Annotated in this window: 21 protein-coding genes; 8 read left to right on the top strand and 13 right to left on the bottom strand. The window is 71.4% G+C overall.

Annotation, left to right across the window (positions count from 1 at the left end; translation table 11 throughout):
* Window positions 1–70: 70 nt before the first annotated feature.
* Window positions 71–793 (bottom strand): 2OG-Fe(II) oxygenase, encoded by a 723-nt coding sequence (locus G3I78_RS45015; RefSeq protein ID WP_164435989.1) that lies wholly within the window; start codon window positions 791–793, stop codon window positions 71–73.
* Window positions 794–961: 168 nt separating this feature from the next.
* Between G3I78_RS45015 and G3I78_RS45010 the strand changes: the two genes are divergently transcribed.
* From G3I78_RS45010 to G3I78_RS45000, 3 genes are all read left to right on the top strand, one after another.
* Entirely contained in the window at window positions 962–1,207 is a 246-nt protein-coding gene (locus G3I78_RS45010; protein ID WP_164435987.1) for a hypothetical protein, read from the top strand.
* A gap of 3 nt (window positions 1,208–1,210) precedes the next feature.
* Window positions 1,211–1,588, top strand: coding sequence for a toxin Doc (locus G3I78_RS45005; protein WP_164435985.1), 378 nt, complete (start codon window positions 1,211–1,213; stop codon window positions 1,586–1,588).
* Between the two features lie 566 nt (window positions 1,589–2,154).
* Complete coding sequence (locus G3I78_RS45000; RefSeq protein ID WP_164435983.1) at window positions 2,155–3,768, top strand: RICIN domain-containing protein; 1,614 nt, start codon at window positions 2,155–2,157, stop codon at window positions 3,766–3,768.
* A 31-nt stretch (window positions 3,769–3,799) separates the two neighbouring features.
* Here the strand turns inward: G3I78_RS45000 and G3I78_RS44995 are convergent, their stop codons facing one another.
* The 4 genes from G3I78_RS44995 to G3I78_RS44980 form a co-directional block, all read right to left on the bottom strand.
* A complete protein-coding gene (locus G3I78_RS44995) occupies window positions 3,800–4,969 on the bottom strand; it encodes a lactate 2-monooxygenase (protein WP_164435981.1) in 1,170 nt (389 codons plus the stop codon).
* 113 nt (window positions 4,970–5,082) lie between these two features.
* A complete protein-coding gene (locus tag G3I78_RS44990; RefSeq protein WP_164435980.1) occupies window positions 5,083–5,772 on the bottom strand; it encodes an alpha/beta hydrolase in 690 nt (229 codons plus the stop codon).
* Window positions 5,769–7,337 carry a cytosine permease gene (locus G3I78_RS44985; protein WP_164435978.1) on the bottom strand — a complete coding sequence of 523 codons (1,569 nt, stop codon included), beginning with the start codon at window positions 7,335–7,337 and terminating at the stop codon, window positions 5,769–5,771. Before G3I78_RS44985 ends, G3I78_RS44990 begins: the two co-directional genes overlap by 4 nt.
* Before the next feature lie 153 nt (window positions 7,338–7,490).
* The gene (locus tag G3I78_RS44980; protein WP_164435976.1) at window positions 7,491–8,054 is read right to left on the bottom strand and encodes a hypothetical protein; all 564 of its coding nucleotides are present in this window, start codon (window positions 8,052–8,054) and stop codon (window positions 7,491–7,493) included.
* A gap of 322 nt (window positions 8,055–8,376) precedes the next feature.
* Between G3I78_RS44980 and G3I78_RS44975 the strand changes: the two genes are divergently transcribed.
* Entirely contained in the window at window positions 8,377–8,814 is a 438-nt protein-coding gene (locus G3I78_RS44975) for a protease inhibitor (protein ID WP_164435974.1), read from the top strand.
* Between the two features lie 133 nt (window positions 8,815–8,947).
* Here the strand turns inward: G3I78_RS44975 and G3I78_RS44970 are convergent, their stop codons facing one another.
* The 3 genes from G3I78_RS44970 to G3I78_RS44960 all read right to left on the bottom strand — a co-directional run bounded on the left by G3I78_RS44970 (window position 8,948) and on the right by G3I78_RS44960 (window position 12,240).
* Window positions 8,948–9,328, bottom strand: coding sequence for an STAS domain-containing protein (locus G3I78_RS44970; RefSeq protein ID WP_164435972.1), 381 nt, complete (start codon window positions 9,326–9,328; stop codon window positions 8,948–8,950).
* Between the two features lie 255 nt (window positions 9,329–9,583).
* The gene (locus tag G3I78_RS44965) at window positions 9,584–10,591 is read right to left on the bottom strand and encodes a Ppx/GppA family phosphatase (RefSeq protein WP_164435970.1); all 1,008 of its coding nucleotides are present in this window, start codon (window positions 10,589–10,591) and stop codon (window positions 9,584–9,586) included.
* Window positions 10,592–10,737: 146 nt separating this feature from the next.
* A complete protein-coding gene (locus tag G3I78_RS44960) occupies window positions 10,738–12,240 on the bottom strand; it encodes an MFS transporter (RefSeq protein ID WP_164435968.1) in 1,503 nt (500 codons plus the stop codon).
* Between the two features lie 123 nt (window positions 12,241–12,363).
* Between G3I78_RS44960 and G3I78_RS44955 the strand changes: the two genes are divergently transcribed.
* Genes G3I78_RS44955 through G3I78_RS44945 form a run of 3 tightly spaced genes read left to right on the top strand, consistent with a single transcriptional unit; the run spans window position 12,364 to window position 14,080 of the window.
* Window positions 12,364–13,161, top strand: a complete 798-nt coding sequence (locus tag G3I78_RS44955) for an alpha/beta hydrolase (RefSeq protein WP_164435966.1) — start codon at window positions 12,364–12,366, stop codon at window positions 13,159–13,161.
* Between the two features lie 58 nt (window positions 13,162–13,219).
* A complete protein-coding gene (locus G3I78_RS44950; RefSeq protein WP_164435964.1) occupies window positions 13,220–13,564 on the top strand; it encodes a metalloregulator ArsR/SmtB family transcription factor in 345 nt (114 codons plus the stop codon).
* A gap of 6 nt (window positions 13,565–13,570) precedes the next feature.
* Window positions 13,571–14,080: an SRPBCC family protein gene (locus G3I78_RS44945; protein ID WP_164435962.1), complete on the top strand. Its 510-nt coding sequence runs from the start codon at window positions 13,571–13,573 to the stop codon at window positions 14,078–14,080.
* Between the two features lie 4 nt (window positions 14,081–14,084).
* Here G3I78_RS44945 and G3I78_RS44940 read toward each other — a convergent pair whose 3' ends face one another.
* From G3I78_RS44940 to G3I78_RS44920, 5 genes are all read right to left on the bottom strand, one after another.
* Window positions 14,085–16,898, bottom strand: a complete 2,814-nt coding sequence (locus G3I78_RS44940; RefSeq protein ID WP_164435960.1) for an NHLP bacteriocin export ABC transporter permease/ATPase subunit — start codon at window positions 16,896–16,898, stop codon at window positions 14,085–14,087.
* Between the two features lies 1 nt (window position 16,899).
* Entirely contained in the window at window positions 16,900–19,122 is a 2,223-nt protein-coding gene (locus tag G3I78_RS44935) for an NHLP family bacteriocin export ABC transporter peptidase/permease/ATPase subunit (protein ID WP_164435958.1), read from the bottom strand.
* Entirely contained in the window at window positions 19,119–19,925 is an 807-nt protein-coding gene (locus G3I78_RS44930) for an HlyD family efflux transporter periplasmic adaptor subunit (protein WP_164435956.1), read from the bottom strand. Before G3I78_RS44930 ends, G3I78_RS44935 begins: the two co-directional genes overlap by 4 nt.
* Window positions 19,926–20,066: 141 nt before the next feature.
* The gene (locus G3I78_RS44925) at window positions 20,067–20,282 is read right to left on the bottom strand and encodes a type A2 lantipeptide (RefSeq protein ID WP_164435954.1); all 216 of its coding nucleotides are present in this window, start codon (window positions 20,280–20,282) and stop codon (window positions 20,067–20,069) included.
* 452 nt (window positions 20,283–20,734) lie between these two features.
* Window positions 20,735–21,148: a PaaI family thioesterase gene (locus G3I78_RS44920; RefSeq protein ID WP_164435952.1), complete on the bottom strand. Its 414-nt coding sequence runs from the start codon at window positions 21,146–21,148 to the stop codon at window positions 20,735–20,737.
* Between the two features lie 191 nt (window positions 21,149–21,339).
* On the opposite strand from G3I78_RS44920, the gene G3I78_RS44915 reads away from it, so the two are divergent.
* A partial coding sequence (locus G3I78_RS44915; RefSeq protein WP_164435950.1) for a S1 family peptidase occupies window positions 21,340–22,568 on the top strand: 1,229 nt, incomplete at its 3' end.

Genomic DNA, 22,568 nt, shown 5'->3' with positions numbered 1-22,568 from the left:
TACTGCGAGGCCGTAGGGGTACCGGAATGTGACATCCGACGGCGGGAATGTGACCCACGCCTCACGGAGGTCAGGTCGCGTCGTGGAACACGATCCCCAGCGCGCGCCGGTCGCCCGAGCGGACCACGCTCACCCCGTGCCGCATCGCCCCGGCCGACCAGCCCCGCCTGCTCCGCACCGGCCGGTCGCGGGTCGTGAAGACCACGCCGTGGCCCTGGGGCAGCACGGTCGCCGTGCCCCGGGACTGGGCTCGGGGCCGCTGTTCGACCATCAGGAACTCGCCGCCCGTGTAGTCCGTGCCGTGCACGTCGAGTCCGACCACGACCTGGAGCGGGAAGACCAGGTCGCCGAAGACGTCCCGGTGCAGGGCGTTCCAGTCGCCCGCCGTGTAGCGCAGCAGGATCTGCGCCGAGCGGCCCTGCCCGGCCGCGTGACAGCGCTCCAGCCACTCCTCCAGGGAGTCCGGCCAGGGCGCCGGGCGGTCCAGGCGGACCGCCCAGTCGCGGGCGACGGACAGCAGACGCGGGTAGAGCGCGGCGCGCAGGGCGGCGACCGGGGCGGGCAGGTCGTGGGTGAAGTAGCGGTACTCGCCCGAGCCGAAGCGGTGCCGTGCCATGTCCACGGTGGTGCGGAACAGCTCCGGCTTCTCGTACAGCGCCGCCAGGTCCCGGCACTCGGCGGGCGTCAGCAGCGGGGCCGTCGGCGCGCAGCCGTGCACGTCCAGCTCGGCCGCGAGCGCGGTCCAGTCGGTCTCGGCGACCCGGCGGGCGGCCAGGTCGGGGGTGACGGTCATGACGTTGTCCTCCGCTTCGTGGTCTGCCTCCTGGCTTCAGTCTGTGACGCCGGGCGAAGCGCGTCCGGCGGGAATCGGACACCGTGCTTCCGGCCTCGCGGTACCGCAGAGGACTGGTTGTGACCTGGGAGTATTTACGGGTAAGTACCCGCGCGGTACCGTGAAGGCATGCCAGCTCTCAATGTGGAGTTCAGCGATCGTGAACTAGAGGACCTGCGGCAGATCGCCAAGGAGCGCGGTACGTCGATGAAGGCCCTCGTGCGGGAGGCCGCCGCGGCCGACATCGCCCGGCACCGGGCCCTTCAGGAGGGCGCCGAGGCGTTCCGGCGGTTCTTCTCCGCCCACGCCGACGAGTTCGCGGCCGCCTTCCCCGAGGACGAACCGGCCGGCCACGGCGCGGGGCGGGTCGCCTGACCGATGGCTTCCGTCGTCCACATCGACGTGCCCTGGCTCCTCCAGCGGCACGAAGAGGTCCTGCCCGACCAGCCCACGGTCAACGACTTCTCGGCCCTCGTCGCCGCCGTCGCCCGGCACCGCGTCGACCCGCCGCGCCTCGGCGTCGACTCCGACCCCGCCTGGCGTGCGGCCGCCCTGCTGCACACCCTCGCCCTGCTGAAGCCCTTACCGGCTGCCAACGCCCGCTTCGCCTGCGCCACCGCCGTGGCCTACATGTTCGTCAGCGGCGTGGGCATCGACCCGCCCTACGGCGCCCTCGTGGACCTCGCCCGCGATCTGATCTCCGGCAAGGCCGACGTGTACGGAGCCGCCGACCGGCTGCGCTCCTGGCAGATCTGAGGGCGTGGGGGCGGTGGTGCCGTAGCGGGAAGAGCCGCTGCCGTACGGGTGAGGGCCGGGGCGGGCCACCCCGGCCGGACGCCGACCGCCCCGCCCCCGGGGCCGCCGACCGAGGGCGGGAGGAACGGGGTCGGCGGCCGGGGTTTCGCGCGGGAGAGCCGCCGTTCCGCGCGGGGCCTCCGAGAGGGGCCGGTTCCACTGGACCACCGGTCGTCCGGTGAGGGGAGCGTGCGTGGCGCTCCGGCGCGTGCGCGGGTTTCACACGGGGCGCATGGAATGTCGAAAGCCGGTGCGCGGGCACACAGTTGCGACGCGATCTGACTATCTTTCAATTGGCGTGGATGTTGCTCAGGTGCCTTGTTGGCCGTGAGTGACTTGTGCAAGGGTGAACCACCTGTGTGGGGGGCAAGGGCCGGGTCGCATTCGTCCCGTGGGGAACCGGGGTGGAGAGACGTCGGCGAATTCGTGCTTCCCGCGCGCGCCCGAAAAGGTTGCGCCCGATCGGCACTCCTTTTCGGCAACGAGAACTTCTGTACGTCCCATGCCCATGGGAAGGAATCCGCTCCGTGCCCACCCCCCACCCGCCACTCCCGCCTTACCCGCCGCCCGGCGGCACCTCCGGTGAATCCGACGAGGATCTCGCCGCCCGGCTGAGAGGCCGTCCCGACGCCGATGCCGCCCAGGCCGTCGCGCTGCTCATGGCGCGGCACTGGAAGCCGGCCCACGAATACGCCGTCATCTGTCTCGCCTCCCCGTCCGACACCGCCTCCATGGTGGCCGCGGCGGCTTTCCACCAGGTCCTGGACCGGCTCGCCCTCGGCGAACCGGCTCTCGCGCTGCGCCCCAGAACCCTCGTGGCCGTGCGCGACACGGTCCGGGAGTGGACGGCCGAGGACCGGATAACCGGCGTTCTGCCGGATCTGGTGAAACCGAACGGCGGCCGCGGTATGCGTGCCGCGAAGACCATGACCCCCGAAAATCGCAAGCTCGCCGAGCGGTCATTCCAGGCCCTTCCCGGACTCGCCCGCTGTCTTCTGTGGCACACCGAGGTGGAGGGCGAGTCGATTGGCGTGCCCGCCGCACTCCTCGGCATGGATACCGACACCGCGTCGGCGGCGCTCGAACAGGCGCGTGAAAAACTCCGGGAAGGATGTGTACATGCCCATCGGGAACTCGCGCCGACCAAGGATTGCCGCTTCTACAACCGCCTCCTCGACGTTCCGATTCGGCGCGGCGGGACCCTGCTCCCGGATGTCCAGCAGCATCTCGCCGAGTGCCGCTACTGCCGTTCCGCCGCGGAACAGCTGAGCCATTTCGAGGGCGGACTCGGAGTACTGCTCTCGGAGGCCGTGCTCGGCTGGGGCGCCCGCCGTTATCTCGAACTGCGCGCCGGGCGTACGCCCCAGGAGGAGCGCACCCGGGGCACCGGCCGGCACGGCGCCGGACGCCGCCGCATCCTGGACCGCATCCCGGCACCCGGCCGCCGTGCCCCCGGGACCGGCGGCGGCCTGCGCTCCTCGCGGACGGTCCTCACCGGAGTGGGCCTCACCTCCGCGGGGCTCCTCGCCGCGATGCTCGCCTCCGGCCTGTGGTCGCACGACGACGGGGCCGACCCGGCCGCCTCCACCAGCGCCACCGGCACCGACACCGCCCCGGGCGCCGACACCGGCACCCCGGGCACCGCCCAGCTGCCCAACGCGCCCGCCGTGACCCGGCTGCGCAACGCGGCCGCCGACCTCTGCCTCGACATCGGGGGCACGGTCAAGAAGGGCGCCGCCATCGAACTGGCCGCCTGCTCGGCCGAGCGGACCCAGCAGTGGTCGTACGAGACCGACGGCCTGCTGCGCAGCGAGGCGAATCCGGAGCTGTGCCTGGACTCGCACGCGGACGCGGGGGTGGTCGTCCTCGGCGACTGCGCCGACGAGAAGGCGAAGCGCGGCGAGGACGTGCGCTACGACCTCACCGTGCGGGGCGAGTTGCTGCCCCGCTGGGACGAGCAGCTCGCCCTCGCCACCACCAACGAGGACCCCGGCGCCGCCGTCGTCGTCAAGGTCCGGGACGGCTCGGACCAGCAGCGCTGGCTGACCGACCCGGCCTCCAGCGCCAGCCCCGGTTCGCTGTCGATCACCGGCAGCGAGGCCCCGCAGGCCCGGCCCGCGGACCTCACGGACCGGACCTAGGCCCCGACACCGGCCTGGGGAGGGCCCGTCCTCATACGGGGTCCTCCACCAGGTCGGCGGGGCCGACCGTGGCCGGGCCCGCGTGGCCCGAGAGGGCCAGGGTGAGATCCAGCTCCGCCAGCAGACAGCGGATCACGTGTTCCACGCCCGCCTGTCCGTCGAGGCCGAGGCCGTAGACGTACGGCCGCCCCAGGAGCACCGCGCGGGCGCCGAGCGCGAGGGCCTTGAAGACGTCGTCGCCGGTGCGGACACCGCTGTCGAAGAGCACGGTCAGCCGGTCGCCGACCGCCTCCACCACGCGGGGCAGCGCGTCGGCCGCCGCGACGGAACCGGCCACCTGCCGGCCACCGTGGTTGGACACCACGACCCCGTCCATCCCGGCGTCGGCCGCCAGCCGGGCGTCGTCCGGGTGCAGGACGCCCTTCAGGACGATCGGCCCGTCCCAGTTCTCCCGCAGCAGCGCGAGGTCGGGCCAGGTCTTGCCGGGGTCCGCGAACATGCCGACGAAGTGCAGCACGGCCGCGTTCGGGTCCTCGTGCACCGGCTTGGCGAGGCCCGCCGTGAACGCCGGGTCGGAGAAGTAGTTGGCGGTGCCCACGCCGTGCAGGAACGGCAGATACGCCTGGTCGAGATCGCGTGGCCGCCAGGACAGCAACGGGGTGTCCAGGGTGACGACCAGAGCCGTGAACCCGGCCGCCTTCGCCCGGTTCAGGAAGCTGAGCGCGACCTCCGGGTCCTTCGGCCAATACAGCTGGAACCAGCGCTCGGCGTCCCCCATCGTCTCCGCGACCTGCTCCATCGGGGTGCTCGACGCGGACGACAGGATGTACGGCACGCCCTGCGCCGCCGCGGCCCGGGCGGCGGCCGGCTCCGCGTCCGGATGCATGATCGACAGCACCCCTACCGGCGCCAGCGCCAGCGGGGCCGGCAGGGCGCGCCCCAACACCTCGACGGACAGATCGCGTTCATGGACGTCCCGCAGCATGCGCGGCACGATCCGACGCCGCTCCAGGGCCGCCCGGTTCGCCCGCGCCGTACTGCCGTCACCGGCACTGCCCGCCACATAACCCACGGGACCGGGCCCGAGCCGCTGCTCGGTCAGCTCCTCCAGCCGGGTCAGGTCGGTGGGGAGCCGGGGCACCGCACCGGACATGCCGTTCAGGTAGATCTCGTACTGGAAGTCCGCCCAGTGCTTCGGCATCGGACCGTCCCGCCTCTCGTCGTCGAGCGTGCGCCGGGGCCGACCATACCGGTGGGTATGCGGGGTGGGGCAGCCGGCGACACCACCTGACCAGACCCGCGGCCCGAGACGGGTCAGCCCGTCGTGGCCCCCAGGATCGTCGCCAGTTCGCGAGGTTGGGAGAACATCGGCCAGTGGCCGGTGTTCATCGTGACCAGGCTCCACGAGGCGTTCTTGAGGAGTTCGGCCACCACCGGCATGGGTTCCTCGTCGTCGAGGAGGCACTTGATGTAGGTCGCCGGGAGCGTGCTCAAGGGACCGGTGAGGACGGCCGGTTCGGTGAGTGTCGTGCCCGGGTGCGGGGAGCTGCGGTCGATGATCCGGGCGATCTGGTCGTCCGTCAGACCCTGGCCCGAGTAGTGCTCCGGACCCGCCGGCGGCCAGAAGCCGTCGTGCTCCTCGATCTGCTCGCGCACGTGGTCGCTGGGCCAGCCCCCGAGGAACGACTCCCCGTCGACGGGCACGCTGGAGTCCACGAGCACCACCCGGGCGAGCCGGTCGCCGATCCGCTGGGCCGCCTGCCCCACGGGTATGCCCGAGTAGCTGTGCCCGACCAGCACCACGTCGCGCAGATCCAGCCGCTCCACCTCGTCGACGATGTCCCGCACATGGGTCTGCTGTCCGGCCGGGACGCCCCGCTTCTCCGCGAGGCCCGACAGCGTCAGCGGATGGGGATCGTGTCCGGCCGCGCGCAGCTCCGCCGCGACCTCGTCCCACGCCGACGCTCCGAGCCTCGCGCCCGCCACCAGTACGAAGTTGGTCATGCCCGCAACGTGGTCGACGGCACCGACACCGCCCCCGGCCCGGTGATCGGCGGCACCGGCACCTCGACGGTGCGGGCCAGCCGGGCGCCCTCCGGGCCGTAGACCGCCCGTGGTTCGGGGAAGACCCGCAGCAGGGTCAGGAACAGCACCGCGGCCACGACCAGGGACAGCGGCAGGCTGATGTCGACGCCGTTCGCGAGGTCGCCCAGGGGGCCGACGAACTGGCCGGGGATGTTGGTGAAGAGGACGCCGAGCACCGCGGAGACCCACCACGCGGTCATGCCCCGCCAGTTCCAGCCGTGTGTGAACCAGTAACGGCCGCCGCGCTGACGGCGGTTGAAGACCTGGAGGGCGTCGGGGTCGTACCAGCCGCGGCGGGTCCAGAAGCCCAGCATCATCACGACCATCCACGGTGTGGTGCAGGTGATGATCATCGTGGCGAAGGTCGAGATGGACTGCACGAGGTCGAGCCCGAAGCGTCCGATGAAGATGAACCCGATCGACAGCACACCGACCAGCACCGTGGCCTGCACCCGCGAAAGACGCGGGAACACCGAGGAGAAGTCCAGGCCGGTGCCGTAGAGCGCCGTCGTGCCCGTCGACATGCCGCCGATCAGGGCCAGCAGGCACACCGGCAGGAAGTACCAGCCCGGCGAGATCGCGAGCAGTCCGCCCACGAAGTCGGGGGCGGCGGGGTCGACGTAGTCCGGGGCCTTCGCCGCGATGATGCTCGCCGTCGACAGGCCGAAGAGGAACGGCACCAGCGTCGCGATCTGGGACAGGAACGCGGCGCCCATCACCCGGCGGCGCGGGGTGTTCGCCGGGATGTAGCGCGACCAGTCGCCGAGGAACGCGCCGAACGACACCGGGTTCGACAGCACGATGAGCGCCGCGCCGATGAAGGAGGGCCAGAACAGGTCCTGCGTCGCCGCGTCCGCCGTATCCGTGAAGACACCCGCGTACGACGCGTCGAAGTCGCCGGCGAAGGCGATCGCGCCGAGCAGGAAGAGCGCGGTCGCCGAGGCCACCGCGACCTTGTTGACGAACAGCATGAACCGGAAGCCGTACACGCAGACGGCCAGGACCAGGCCGGCGAACAGCGCGTACGCGACGCCGTACGTCAGATCGCTGCGGCTGAGGCCGAACAGCCGGTGCGCGCCGCCGACCAGGGCGTCGCCGGAGCTCCACACCGAGATGGAGAAGAACGCGATGGCCGTCAGCAGGGAGAGGAAGGAGCCGACCACCCGGCCGTGCACGCCGAGGTGCGCGGAGGAGGAGACGGCGTTGTTGGTGCCGTTGACCGGGCCGAACACCGCCATCGGGCACAGGATCAGCGCGCCGACCAGCACCCCGAGGAGGGTGGCGGCCAGGCCCTGCCAGAAGGAGAGCCCGAACAGGATCGGGAAGGCGCCGAGGACACAGGTGGAGAAGGTGTTGGCGCCGCCGAAGGCCAGCCGGAACAGGTCCAGCGGGCTCGCGGTGCGGTCCGCGTCGGGGATGCGGTCCACCCCGTGGGTCTCGACCTCGGTGAGGGACTGCCTGGCGGTGTCGGGCTGCGGGGACAAGGGGGCTCCAGCGGGAGGCGGCGGTGGAGCGCGGGGTGGCGCGGTGGCGGAGGACGGGCCGGGTCCGCCACGGGGTGTGCGGCGTACGCGGCTGCCGTCCTGCTGGGTGTGCCGACGGTACGGTCCGCGACGGCACCCCGGCCAGTGGACGTTCTATCCATCTTCGGCGTCCTCAGTGGAGGAATCGACCACCTCGTCGGCGTCCGGGCCCTGCGCGCGTACCCGCTCGACGTGTTCCAGGGACTCTCGCAGTTCGCCGAGCCAGTCGTCGGTGTGCCGCTGGACCAGCCGGACGCACCAGGCGAGCGCGTCGCTGCGGCTGCGGGCGACCCCGCCGGCGATCAGGGTGTCCAGGACCTGTCGCTCGGGCTGGCGCAGCCGGGTCATCACGGGCGCGGCCACATGCGTGAACAGGACGCGCTCGCCGCCGCACTCCACGCCCCAGGACACCTTCCGGCGGTACCTGTGCTCGGCCTCGCGCGCGACGGCCATGCGGTCCTCCCGGGTGCGCTCCCGGAACTCCTTGACACGGCCCTGACGTGCCGCCTCCCGCTCGGTGGCCGAGGCGTCCGCGGCGAGCCGCGGTTCCGGGACGCGGCCGATCACGGTGATTTCCTCGCGGTCGACGGCCACCTCGACCAGGGCCTCGAAGAGATCGTCGGGCAGCCGGCCGGCGAACCAGCCGCGCAGCTTCTCTCGCTGTTCCTTCGTAATCATGTAATGACGATTACTCCGCCTTCTCATGAACGCAAGGGGCTGCGACGGTGTGCGCCGACGGCTGAAGCGGAATGTTTCAGGCCTATTGCCGAAGCGGGGTGTTCCGGCCATCCGGCCGGATCCGGCGATCAAGACCCGCTCGGCAGAAGGGTCCTGGTGTTCGGATTATGTGACTTCACGCCACTGATTCAACACGCAAGGTTACTGAAATCCATGGGGTCGATGTGAAGTTCGGGCCCGGACTCGGCAGACTCGCGCTCGCCGCTCCGGCACCGACCGAGTCGGAGGGCACACCCTCGAATCCAGCGGAAGGATGCACACAATGCGGAACACCGCGCGCTGGGCAGCGACCCTCGGCCTCACGGCCACCGCCGTCTGCGGACCCCTGACCGGGGCCGCGCTCGCCGAACCGGCCGCCGCCGCTCCCTCGGGCCTCTACGCCCCCTCGGCCCTCGTGCTCACCCTCGGCCACGGCGACAGCGCCGCCACCGTCACCCCCGAACGGGCCGTGACCCTGACCTGCGCCCCGACCGCCTCGGGCACCCACCCGGCCGCGGCCCTGGCCTGCGCGGAACTGCGCGCCGCCGGCGGCGACTTCGACGCCCTGGGGACCAGATCCGACACCCTGTGCACCAAGGAGTACGACCCCGTGCTGGTCACGGTAGACGGCGTCTGGCGGGGCAAGCGCGTCTCCTACGAGACGGCCTTCCCCAACGAATGCGTGAAGAGCTCCTACGGGACCAGCGTCTTCACGTTCTGAGGACCGGGATCGCACGGGATCCCGTGATCTGCCCGAGGGGCCCGCAGTTGGGGAGTGCCGCCCCTCTCACGGAACCCTGTGGTCCCGTACCGAGGGCCGGCGGACGGAGTGGGGCCGTCCGCCGGCCCTCGGGTCAGCGCTCCCGGGGGAACTCCGGGATCTCCGAGAGGGGCGGGAAGCGGAGCCACAGCCCCGAGGCGCGCAGCAGCCGGTGCAGACGCGGCCCGTCGGCCACCACGCGCAGCCGACCGCCACGCTCCCTGGCCCGGGACTCGGCGCGGCACAGCGCCCGCAGGCCCGAGCAGTCGAAGAACTCCACCCGGCGCAGGTCGACCAGCACCTCGGGCCCGGCGGCCGAGGTCGCCGCGTCCAGATGCTCCCCGAGGAAGCCCGCCGTCGCGAGATCGATCTCCCCGGCCGCCTCCACCACCGTGAACCCGTCGTTCACCAGGGTGCGGGCATACGGGTTCGCCGCGGGCGTTCCGGGAGGGCGGTCGTCGGACTCCGGCGTCATGGCCGCTCCACCTCGGCGAGGGACGCGTTCGGTCTCGGTAGTTACCCCGAAGCGGCCTGGAACATCCATCCCGGGAGGTCCACAAGATCTGGTTCACTCGACCCGGTGAATCTCTGTCAATCGAGTTGACTTTCTGTCGGCAGAGGCAACAACGAGGACAGCGCGCACCACGTGATCAGCGAGATCTCGGGCGGCACGTCCGCTGGGGGCGCCGCCCGGACCGAGCACCGGCCGAGTGGAGACCGGCCGGGTCGTTCAGTGCCTGGCCCCCGCGATGCGCAACGGCACCGGCTCCGGGGGAGCGGTCTCCTCGTTGCGGCGGGCTATCTCCGCCCACCAGGACGGGCCGTCCTCGATGTGCCGCAGCAGGACGCCCTCGCGGATCGCCCAGGGACAGATCGTGACGGTCTCGAGGCCCGTCAGCTTCATCGCCGTGTGGCCGATCACCGCGCCCGCCAGGCTCTGCAGGGCGCGCGGCGCGGAGATGCCGGGGAGTTCGGCCCGCTGTGCGGACGGCAGCGCGGCCAGTGCGGCAGCCGCCTCGCGCAGGTCGGCGCGGCGCAGCTGACGCTCCGTGAAGGGGCCGTGCCGTCCGGCCGGGGCACCGCACAGCCGGCCCAGCTGCTGGAAGGTCCGCGAGGTGGCGACCGCCGTGCGCGGGCCCTCCCAGCGGATCCGTGCCGCCACGTCCCGCAGTTGGTGGCGGACCTTGCGGCGCAGCGCCCGCACCAGGTCAGGGCTCGGCGGGTCCTGTCCCTCGAAGAACTCATGGGTCAGCCGCCCCGCGCCCAGCGGCAGCGAGGCGACGAAGTCCGGCAGCCGGCCGCGCCCGAAGGCGACCTCGAACGAGCCGCCGCCGATGTCCATCAGAGCGAGCGGCCCCGCCCGCCAGCCCATCCAGCGCCGTGCCCCGAGAAACGTCAGCTCCGCCTCCACCTCGCCCGGCAGGGTGCACAGCCCGACACCGGTGCGGGTCCGCACGGCACGCAGCACCTCCTGGCGGTTCGGCGCGGCACGCACGACGGCCGTCGCGAAGGCCAGCGGCCCCGCCGCGCCCCATCTCGCCGCGGTCCTGCTCGCCCCCGCGACCGCCTCCACCAACTGCTCCACGGCCTCCTCCGGAACCGGCCCGCCCGGCCGTACCCGGTCGGACAGCCTCAGCCGCCACTTCGCCGTGTGCACCGGCAACGGCACGCCGTCCTGGGCGTCTGCCACCACGAGCCGCACCGTGTTCGAACCCACGTCCATCACGCTTATCCGCATGGCCCTGTGGGTACCCACCGTGAGCCCACCGCAACGTCGGCGCGCAACAGGGTGACCGGGAAGGGCCGCCGTCTCCCTGCTGACGGCGGCCCTTCCCGGTCAAGCGGCTCCTTGCGGGGCCGGTCGGGCGGCTCCCTGCGGGGCGACTACATGTGTACGACGGGTGCGGCGCCCGCGTCCTGCTCCGGCACCCCGCGCCGGAAGAGCAGGAAGGCGATCACGGCGCCCGCGGCGAAGAACCCCGCCGACCACCAGAAGGCGGTGGTGTAGCTCTCGATCGTCGCCCGGGCCTGGACCAGCTTGCTGGTCGCGTCCTTGCCGGCCAGGTAGTCGGTGGCGGCGCTCGCGGCCAGCGTGTTCAGCAGCGCCGTACCGATCGAACCGCCCACCTGCTGCATGGCGTTGACCGTCGCCGAGGCCACGCCCGCGTCCTCGGTGGCGACCCCGTTGGTGGCCAGCTGCATGGCCGGGGGCATGACGAGGCCCAGACCGAACCCGATGATGATCAGCTGCGGCAGCACCGCGGAGACGTAGGAGGAGCCGACGCCGATCCCGGTCAGCCAGCCCATACCGACCGCGGCGACCGCGAAGCCCAGCGTGATGACCGTCTTCGGGCCGATCCTGGGCGTCAGCGTCGTGGTGCTGACCTGCGCGGCCACCATCAGCGCGGCGACCATCGGCAGGAACGCCACACCGGTCTTGGTCGGGCTGAAGCCGAGGTTCAGCTGGAGGTAGTAGGTGAGGAAGAGGAACACGCCGAACATGCCCGCGGCGGAGATCAGCACGGCGACGAAGGAGGCCGCGCGGTTGCGGTCCAGCAGGATGCGCAGCGGGAGCAGCGGATGCGGGGCGCGGGTCTGCCACCAGGCGAACGCGGCCAGCAGGACCCCGCCCGCGATCAGGAAGCCCCAGGTCAGCGCGGAGTTCCAGTCGTGCGTCTCGGCGTTGGAGAAGCCGTACACCAGGGAGAAGAGTCCGGCGGCAACCAGCACGGTGCCCGGCACGTCCAGCTTGGAGTTCGCGGCGTCACGGTGGTTGTGCAGCAGCACCCAGCCGCCCGCGAAGGCGACCACGGCGATGACGACGTTGACGTAGAGCGTCCAGCGCCAGTCCAGGGCGTCGGTCAGGATGCCGCCGAGCAGCAGGCCCACCGCACCGCCGGCGCCGGCGATGGCGCCGTAGACGCTGAACGCCCTGGCCTTCTCGCGGGCGTCGGTGAACGTCGTGTTGAGCAGCGAGAGCGCGGCGGGCGCGAGGAGCGCGCCGAAGGCACCCTGGAGGGCACGGGCGGTGACCAGCATCTCGAAGTTGGTGGCGGCACCGCCGAGCGCGGAGACGGCGGCGAATCCGACGACCCCGACGAGGAAGGCCGTCTTGCGGCCGAAGAGGTCGGCTATCCGGCCGCCGAGCAGCAGCAGGGAGGCGAAGGCCAGTGCGTACGCCGTGACGATCCACTGCCGGTTGCCGTCCGAGAAGCCCAGGTCGGCCTGGGCGGAGGGCAGCGCGATGTTCACGATGGTGGCGTCCAGGACCACCATCAGCTGGGCGAGGGCGATGACGGCAAGAATCCACCACCGTTTGGCCGAGGCCTCGGGGTGCGCTTCGACGGCGCTCTCCCGACCGCTCTCGGTCAGAGTCTTCTCGGACATGGGAAACCACTCCAGGGAAAGTCGGCTGGGTCCACCGAGTCGTAAACGAAACGGTTTCGTACACGTCGAGATTAGAGCACTGTCAGCGAAACGGCAACGTTTCGCTGGGGAAGGGGAGTGAGCATGCGCAGTGGGGTTCTGGAGAGCGAGGGGGCCGGGCTGTACTTCGAGGTGCGGGGCAGCGGTCCGGCACTGCTGATGATCAGTGGCGCCGGGGGAGACGCCGGGTACTACTCCGCGGTCGCCGACGACCTCGCGGACGAGTTCACCGTGATCACCTACGACCGGCGCGGCAACTCCCGCAGTACCGGACGCTCGCCCGCGCCGATGGAACTCGCCCGGCAGGCCGCCGACGCCCGGGCCCTGATCGCGGAATCGGCCGGCGGCCGGGCCCTGGTCTTCGGCAACAGCGGCGGCGCGATCATCGGCCTCACGCTGGCCGCGCTCCACCCCGAGACGCTCTCGGGGCTGATCGCACACGAACCGCCCGCCGTGAACGTCCTCCCGGACGGCGACCCCGACCGCGACTTCTTCGCGGAGGTCGCCGCGCTGTACGCCGAGGGCGGCGTCCCAGCGGCGGGGCGCCGGTTCGCGGAGACCGTGCGAGGTGAGGGGACGTACCGCTGGCCGGACGACCTCTGGAAGCGGTTCCTCGGCAACCAGGACCACCTCTTCGGCGCCGAATGGCCGGGCTTCGCCGCCTTCCGGCCCGACGAGACCGCGCTGCGGGCCGCCCCCTTCCCGATCGTGCTCGGCGCGGGAGCCGAGGACCGCGACACCTACTACGCCCGCCCGTCGGTCGAGATCGCCCGCCGCATCGGGGCGCCCTGGGTGGAGTTCCCCGGCATCCACATGGAGTTCCTGCGGAATCCGGCGGGCTTCGCGGCGGCGCTGAGGGTGCAGCTCGGGCGCATTCGCTGAGGTCGCGACCCGGGAGTATTCCTTGACGGGAATATAACCAGCGGGGCATATTGGAGCCATGTCCGACCCCGCACTCTGGACCGCCCTCGCCGACCCCCACCGGCGGGCCATCGTCGCGCTGCTCCTGGAGCGTCCGCGGCCCGTCGGGGAGATCGTGGAGGCGTCCGGACTGAGCCAGCCGAGCACCTCGAAGCATCTGAAGGTGCTCCGGGAGGCCGGTCTGGTCCGGGTACGGCAGGACGCGCAACGCCGGGTCTACGCCCTGGACCCGGCCCCGATCGCCGAACTGGACGCCTGGCTGGCCCCGTACCGCAGGCTCTGGAACCGCAGCCTGGACGCGCTCGGCGACCGGCTGGACGCGACCGCGTCGGACACCCCCGAGGAACCCGCCCCGAAGGACTGATCCACCATGGCCGCAGACCTCACCGGCACGTATCTGACCCTGGACGACGGCCGACCCGCCGTCCGCTTCAGCCGCACCTACGACCACCCCGTCGACCGCGTCTGGCGGTTCGTGACCGACACCGGCGAACTCGCCCACTGGTTCCCGTCCCACGCCGAGATCGACCTGCGCCCCGGCGGCACCATCCGCTTCAGCGGCGACCCCAACCTGCCGGAGTCCACCGGCCGGGTCATCGCCGTCCACGCACCCCGGCACCTCTCCTTCGAGTGGGGCGGCGACGAACTCCACTTCGACCTGGAGCCCCTGGGCGAGAAGCGCACCCGCTTCACGCTCACCGACGTCCTGAGCGCCGCCGACACCGCGGCCCGCAACGGCGCGGGCTGGGAGGTGTGCCTCGCCGCCCTCGACACCCACGCCCGGGGCGAGCGCGTGGAAGGCCCGCAGTGGAAGGACCTCTACGAGGCGTACGTCGACGCCGGCATCCCCTCCGGCGCCCCGGTCCCCGGCATGGACTGAACCCCTACGCCATCTGCCGCCGCACCAGCTCGTGCAGTCGCCCGCCGGTGTCCGCGAGGAGCTGGGCGGGCGGCCCCTGCTGGGCGACCTTGCCGTTCTCCATCACGATCACCCGGTCCGCGTCCAGCACCGTGGAGAGCCGGTGGGCGATCACGATCCGGGTGGCGTTGAGGGCCTTGGTGGACTCGATGACCGTGCGCTGGGTGTCGTTGTCCAGGGCGCTGGTCGCCTCGTCGAAGAAGAGGATCCGAGGGCGCCGGATCAACGCCTGGGCGATCATGAGCCGTTGGCGCTGGCCGCCGGAGATCGCCCCGCTGCCCGAGACGATGGTGTGCAGCCCCATCGGCATCCGCTGGATGTCCTCCGCGAGCCCCGCCATCGCGGCCGCCGCCATCGCCTCGTCCGGCGTGTAGGGCTCGGTGCCGCAGATGACGTCCATGATGGAGCCGGTGAACGGCTGGGCGTGCTGGAGGACCACACCGCACTGTCTGCGGACCGCCGACTGGTCGAGCGCGGCCAGGTCCTGGCCGTCGTACAGGACACTCCCCGAGACCGGGCGGTCGAAGCCGATCAGCAGTCTGAGCAGGGTCGACTTGCCGCAGCCGCTCGGGCCGACGATCGCCACGAACTCACCGGGACGGATCTCGAAGGACACGTCGTCGAGGATCAGGGGGCCGTCGTCGGAGTAGCGGAAGGAGAGCCTGCGGGCCTCCATCGCGCCGGTGAGCGGCCCCGGCCGGGTGCTCGCGGTGCGGACCTCGGGCTGCGCCTCCAGGACCGGCTTGATCTCCTCGAACAGGGGCAGCGCGGCCACCGCCGAGACGAAGGAGCCGGTGAGCTGGGTGACCGCCGTCAGCAGCATCGTCACCGACGTGTTGAAGGTGAGGAAGGCGGCCGCCGACATCGAACCCCTCGCCGGGCCCGCGAGCAGCATGAACATCAGCAGGGTGCACAGCGGCAGATAGACCGAACCCATCACCGTGGTGAGGTTCTTGATCCGGCCGACCTTCTGCTGGAGCTCACGGCTGCGGGCGAACTCCGAGGCCCAGGCCGCGTACGCGTAGTTCTCCGCCGCCGCCACCCGGAGCTTGGGAAGGCCGCGCAGGGTCTGGAAGGCCTGGTTGTTGAGCTTGTTGCCGAGCACCACCAGCCGCCGCTGCCAGCGCACCTGCCACAGCCCCAGACCGAGGAAGCCGGCGGCGATCACGACCAGCATGCCGATCGCCGCCATCGCCATCGGCACGCTGTACCAGAACAGCAGGCCCAGGTTCATCGCGCCGACGGTCACGGACTGGGCGACCGTCGGGCCGATGCCCGCCATCATCCGGCGGATCGAGCTGATGCCCATGGCCTGGCTGGCCAGTTCACCGGTCGAGCGCTCGGTGAAGAACTTCGTCGGCAGCCTCAGCAGCCGGTCCCAGACGGCCGGTTGGAGAGTCGCCTCGATACGGCCCTCCAGGCGCAGCATGGTGAGGTTCTGGAGCAGCATGAAGGCGGCCGTGACCACACCGCTGACCATCACCGCCAGGCAGACCTGCACGATCAGACCGGTCTGCGCCTTCGGCACGAACTCGCCGAGCACCTTGCCGGTCGCGATCGGGACCAGCGCGCCGATCGCCACCGTCACCAGGCCGCTGAGGAGCAGGTTGGTCACGTCGGCGCGGGTGCCGCCCATGCTGAACCGCAGCAGCCGCAGCGGGCTGAGGGTGCGGTCGGGCAGCGGGCGGTAGAACATCACCGCGCGCGGCTCGAACTCCTCCGCGTTGTCCGTCTCGATCGGCGTCTCGCGGCCCGTCGCCGGATGCACCGCCACATAGCCGCCGCGCCGCCACAGCAGCGCGACCGGCGCACCCGACAGGGCCCGGTGACCCACCAGCGGACCGATGTTGTCCCGCCACCAGCGGCCGTCCAGACGCACGGACCTGATGCGGACCCGGGAGGCGAGCGCGATGCGCTCGACCGGGTCGAGACGGTCGCTCTCGGTGCCGCTGTGCGCGTTCTCGGCGAGCGTGATCCCGGCCGCCTCGGCGACCAGCGCGCAGGCCGCGTAGCTCGCGTCCGCGTCGGCGGCCGTCGTGCGCTGCTTGGACCTGCCGATCGACGCCAGCAGCGTCCGGTCGGCCTGGGCGCGGACCGCCTCACCGGCCTTGATACCGGCGGCCGTCCGGGTCTCGTGCGTGCGCTCCAGCTGCTCGATCCAGCGGTCGAGGGTGGTCAGCAGCCGGTACTGCTGGTCGACCATGGACTGCCAGACCCCTGGGTCCATCAGCAGGTCGGCGGCGGCCTCCTGCCCGTACAGCGAGCCGTACTGCACGCTGCCCGGCGGCACCTGCATCCAGAACACGTCGTCGTCGGTCGGGGCGGCGGCCCGCTCGTCGGCCATCGGCGCCTGGAAGAGGATGGAGAGGCTGCGGCCCACGCCGAGCGCGAGGGCGTACTCCAGCGGGCTCGTCGTCGGCGGCACGTACTGGGGGTTGCCGTACTCGTCGTACGACCAGGTCTGGGTGTGCGCGGGCTCGTACAGCTCGCGCAGGCCGATGCGGTGCACCACGCAGTCCCTCAAGGGCCGTGCCACCAGGGTGTGCTGGGGACCGGCCACCGGGCCGAGCAGCAGCGCACCCGGCTCCAGACGGCCCAAGTGGTGCCAGTGGCCCTGCTGTTCGGAGTCCACCGCAAACAGGTCCACCGCGCCGGACACCACCAGCCACAGCACCTGCGGACCTTCGAGGTCGATGCGGCTGAACCCGGCGCAGTCGACCCGTGTGCCCATCTGGCCGAGGGCGCCGAGGACCACGTCCCCTTCGTGTGCGGTAGTCATCTCACCGTTCCTTGACCAGCGCCGCGTACGCGCCGCCGCGCGCCACCAGCTCCTCGTGCCGCCCGCGCTCCACGATCGTGCCGTGCTCCAGTACGACGATCTCGTCGCTGTCGCGCACGGTGCTGAGCCGGTGCGCGATCACCACACAGGCACAGCCGCGCCGACGCAGGTTGTCCATGACGATCTGCTCGGTCTCCGCGTCCAGCGCGCTGGTCACCTCGTCGAGGACCAGGATGCTGGGCCGGCGCACCAACGCCCGGGCGATCTCCAGGCGTTGGCGCTGGCCGCCGGAGAAGTTGCGGCCGTCCTGCTCGACCTTGCTGTGCACACCGCCGGGCCGCCGCACGACCACGTCGTACAGGGCCGCGTCCCGCAGCGCCTCCACCACAGCGTCGTCCGTGATCGACGGGTCCCACAGGGCCACGTTGTCGCGGACCGAGCCCTCGAAGAGGAAGACGTCCTGGTCGACGAAGGACACCGAGGAGGCGAGCGCGCCGCGCGGGATGTCGTCCAGGCGCTGTCCGTCGATCCGGATCACGCCCTCCCAGGGGGCGTACAGACCCGAGATCAGCCGGGAGACCGTCGACTTGCCGCTGCCGGAGCCGCCGACCAGTGCCACCTGCTGGCCCGGGCCCACGACCAGGTCGAAGCCGGTGAGCAGCGGCTTGTCGAGCGGGTTGTAGCCGAAGGTGATGTTCTGGAGTTCCACGTGGCCGTGCAGGCGGCGCGTCGAGTCGCCGGCGCCGGGACGGCCGTAGAGCGGATCGGCCTTGAAGTTCTCCACGTCCTTCAGACGGGCCACGTCCGCCGCGAAGTCCTGGATGCGGCCCGCGACCCCGTTGAGGCGGGTGATCGGCGCGGTGAAGCGGGTGACCAGGGCCTGGAAGGCGACCAGCAGACCGACCGAGATACCGCCCTCCACGGCGCGCATGCCGCCGATCCAGAGGATGAGCGCGCTGTTGAAGGTGGCCAGCATCGGCGCGACCACGCCCAGCCAGGCGCTCGGCACCCCGAGCCGCTGCTGCTCCTCCAGGGTGGTGGCGTGCTGTCCGGCCCACTTGCGGAAGTATCCGTCCTCGCCGCCGGTCGCCTTCATCGTCTCGATCAGCTGGAGGCCGGTGTAGGCGGTGTTGGTGAGCCGGGCGCTGTCGGCGCGCAGCTTGGCGGTGCGGGTGGCGCGCAGGCGGATCACGACCCGCATGGCGACCACGTTCAACAGGGCCACGCCGATGCCGACGTACGTGAGCTGCGGGTCGTAGGTGTAGAGGAGGATCGCGTACAGGACGACGACCACCGCGTCCACGCCCGCCGCCGCCAGGTCGCGGGCCAGGGTCTCGGCGACCTGGTCGTTGGACTGGAGGCGCTGCACCAGGTCGGCGGGGCTGCGCTGGGAGAAGAACGTCACCGGCAGGCGCAGCAGGTGGCGCAGGAAGCGGGCGCTGGAGAGGGTCGAGGAGATGATGCGGCCGTGCAGCAGGTTCGCCTGCTGGAGCCAGGTCAGCGCGAGGGTCAGGGCCACGCACGCGCCCATCGACGCGAACAGCACACCCAGCAGCGAGGTCTGGCCGCCGATCAGGAACATGTCGATGTAGGTGCGGCTCAGCGCGGGCAGGGCCGCGCCGACCAGCACCAGCAGCAGGCTCGCCAGGATCGCCGCCGGCATGGTGCCCGCGGTGCCGCGCAGCCTGGCCGGCATCGCGCCGAGGACGCCGGGCTTGCGGCCGCCCGTGGTGAAGCCCTCACCGGGCTCCATCACCAGCACGACACCGGTGAAGCTGCCGTCGAAGTCCTCCATGGGAACGAAACGGCGGCCCTTGCCGGGGTCGTTGATGTACACCCCGCGGCGGCCGAAGCGGCGGCCCATGCCGTCGTAGACGACGTAGTGGTTGAACTCCCAGAACAGCACCGCCGGGGTCTTCACCTCGGCGAGGGCGGCCGTGTCCATCTGCATGCCCTTGGCCGTCAGGCCGTAACTGCGGGCCGCCTTCAGGAGGTTGCTCGCGCGCGAGCCGTCCCGGGAGACACCGCAGGCGATCCGCAGCTCCTCCAGCGGGACGTGCTTGCCGTAGTGGCCGAGGACCATCGCGAGGGAGGCGGCGCCGCACTCCACGGCCTCCATCTGGAGGACGGTGGGTGTGCGGACCGTCTTCGCCTTCCCCGTCGGGACCGGGCGCTTGGGCGGGGCGGAGCGGCGCCGGCCCCGGGTGTCCTGTGCGGTGCTCACGGCAGCAGCCAATCGACGGGACGCTGATCGGCCAGCCGGATCGAACCCGAGGCCACGGTCATGGAGGTGAGGGCGAACGGCGGTCCGTCGGCGGACGACCACCGGTAACCGCTCTTCGTGTCCTTCGACTTGTCCAGTTTCACGAGTACGGCGACCGGGCGGCCGTCCTTGGTGAACTGCTCGCCGAGCTGGCTGTCCCCGAGGAACGCGGCGATCTGCTGCGCCGACTGGGCCGAGCGGTCCACCGACTTCACATGGCCGCGCAGCACCCCGTACTCCTGGGTCGGCACCGAGGAGACGGTCAGGTCCACGGCGGCGTCCTCGGGAATGGAGGCCGCGTTCTCGGCGGGCACGTACACGGTGGCATACATCGGGTCGGAGGCGTGGGCGACCTTCTCCACGGCGGCGACGTTCGCGCCGGTCGAGATGATCTGCCCGATGGTGGCCGCCAGCGCGGTGAGACGGCCCGCGGCGACCGTACGGACGACGGTGTCGCCCTGGGCCGTACGGACCTTGAGCACAGGGGAGTCGGCGGGCAGCTGCCGGCCCTCCTCGGCGATCACCTGGGTGACCTGGCCCGCGACCGGGCTCTGCAGGATGTAACTGCCCTGCCCGTGCGTGAGGATGGCGGGCGCGCTCACCGTGGAGGCGACCGAGCCGGTCACCGCCCACACCGAGGCGGCGGCCATCACGACCACCGTCACCGACATCACGAGCCAGCCCTGTGGACGGGCGAAGCGCACCGGAAGGTCGAGCTCCTCCGGCGACTGGAGCTTGGCGAGGGCCTGTTGGCGGAACTGCACGGAACTTTCCCTCACCTGCGAAAGAGAGAGGACCGGCTCGCGTGAGCCGGCATGTCTGGGAAACCCGAAAGCCCCGGAGCCGGGGAACGGCTCCGGGACAGGGTGATCACAAGTGGTGCGATCAGATCACAAGGAGTGTGATCAGAGACCGGCGACCAGGCCGGTGACCGCGCCGGTGTTCAGGCCGGTCGCACCCTCGACCGTGCCGACGACCGTGTTGACCAGGCCGGAAACCGGGGCAACGCCGTCCACCAGGTTGGTGACGGTGCCGAGGGCGTTCAGCTGCAGGCCGCCGGAGACGTTGTCGAGGTCGGCGTCCGAGATCTCGACGGTCTCAACCTGGGGGGTGGAGTTCATGATGGAACTTCCCTTCGTATGGGTATCTCACAAGGGGGGAGCGGCCCCCTCTGGGGACAGATGACGGCCGCGATCGCAGGCGCCGGACCCCCCGTTTCCGGGAGTCCCCGACGGCCCTGCGGTGCGATGGATCAAAGCACGCGGCCGCTCCGGGCTTCCAATCAACCACCCGTCCCACCAGGCAACTTGGGTCACATGACCTGCCATCCGTGCAGGATTGCGCACGCCGTGGTGGTCACTTCTTCACATGTGATGCCACCTCCGCGCGAACGGCCCCTTGCGGTCCCCGAGGCGAATGCGACACACCTCGCCAATGACATGGGGGCCGGCGCGGGCATGTGCAGAAATGCCGCTCCCGGTGACCCGCTTGGGCATTCGATGTGCAGATTCGCTGAAGACAGGATTCGGGCCGGTATTCACAACCGACCGTTGCCGACCGCTTGCTGAGCGTGTCAGCCCAGAAGTGCGTAGACCGTGTTCGCGTGGGCCGCCACGGCACCCGTCCCGGCATCGGTCATCGTGATGTCGGCGAACGCCATCCGGCGGCCGAGTTTCGTCACGACCGCCTTGATCAGGACATCGGAACCGGTCACCGCGCGCTGGAAGGTGGTGGACTGCTGCACCGTCGTCATCGGTCCGTAGGCACCCCGGGCCGCCGACACGGCCAGCACCGTCGCGGTGTCGGCCGCGGCCATCAGGGCCTGTCCCGACAGTGCGCCGCCTTCCCGGGCCAACCGCTGTGACCAGGGCAGACGCAGGACCACATGGTCGTCGTGGAGCGATTCGACGGACAGATCGAGGTCGAGGACCCAAGGGGCGAAGTTGTCGGCGAGGATCTTGTCGGCTTCGGCGGGCGTCATCGTCATATGGGGGATTCTTCCCGCCCGCGGCCCGTCCGGGAGACCGGGTGGCCGAATCGGCATCGCAATCGGCGCGTAAAGAAACGGCATTGAACGCCCCGCGTGCACCGTGCGTACCCATGGCCATCCAGGCGCCCCGAACAACCGACTGCCATACGGCGGTTCACAGACTCCGGTCCCCCAGGAGGTCGAGAAGTTTGAGTCACAAGCGAATTCCGAAGCGCAAGGCCGCGTTCGCGGCAGGCACCGTCGTGGCGCTCGGAGCGGCGGCGATTCTGCTGCCCAACGCCAACGCGTCCCAGGACGGTTCGTCCAACGACGCGGCGGCCATCGCTCCGAAGACTCTGAAGGCGTCGGACGCCTCGGATCTCGCCTCGCAACTCCAGGAGCTGCTGGGCGACGCCTTCGCCGGGTCCTACTACGACTCCGACAAGCAGCAGCTCGTCGTGAACGTCGTCAACAACGTCATATCCGGCGATGACAACAACGTCATCGTGCAGGTGAAGAAGGCGGGCGCGGCCGTCCGCGGGGTCGACAACAGCCTCACCGAACTGGCGGCGGGCGCCAAGACCCTCAAGGCCGAGGCGACCATCCCGGGCACCTCCTGGGCCGTCGACCCGCGCACCAACAAGATCCTCGTCACCGCCGACAGCACGGTCACCGGCGCGAAGTGGGACACCCTCGAGTCGACCGTGAAGAGCCTCGGCTCCGACATGGCGACCGTCAAGAAGTCGGCCGGCACCTTCAAGACCTTCGTCTCCGGCGGCGACGCGATCTTCGGCGGCGGCGCCCGCTGCTCGCTCGGCTTCAACGTCACCGCGGGCGACGGCAGCCCCGCCTTCCTGACCGCCGGTCACTGCGGCGTCGCGGCGGAGCAGTGGTCGGACACGGAGGACGGTCAGCCGATCGCCACCGTCGACCAGGCCACCTTCCCCGGCAACGGCGACTTCGCGCTGGTGAAGTACGACGACCCGGCCACCCAGGCGCCCAGCGAGGTCAACGTCGGCGGCGGCCAGACCGTCGCGATCAACCAGGCCGCGGATGCCGAGGTCGGCACCCAGGTCTTCCGGATGGGCTCCACCACGGGCCTCGCCGACGGCCAGGTCCTCGGACTCGACGCCACCGTGAACTACCCCGAGGGCACCGTCACCGGGCTCATCCAGACCAACGTCTGCGCCGAGCCCGGCGACAGCGGCGGCTCGCTGTTCACCCAGGACGGCTCGGCCATCGGTCTGACCTCCGGCGGCAGCGGCGACTGCACCGTCGGCGGCGAGACCTTCTTCCAGCCGGTGACCACCGCCCTCCAGGCCGTCGGCGCCACGCTGGGCGCCGGTGACGCGGCCGGCGGCGCGGGCGACGACCAGGCCGGTGGCGACGCCGGCGCGGGTGCCGGTGACGAGGCGGGCGCGGGTGGCGACGCCGTGGC

The organism is Streptomyces sp. SID13726 (genome assembly GCF_010548375.1).
Lineage (GTDB): Bacteria > Actinomycetota > Actinomycetes > Streptomycetales > Streptomycetaceae > Streptomyces.
Note: the sequence above shows the minus strand (reverse complement) of the source record. Positions and strands in the feature narration are given on the sequence as shown.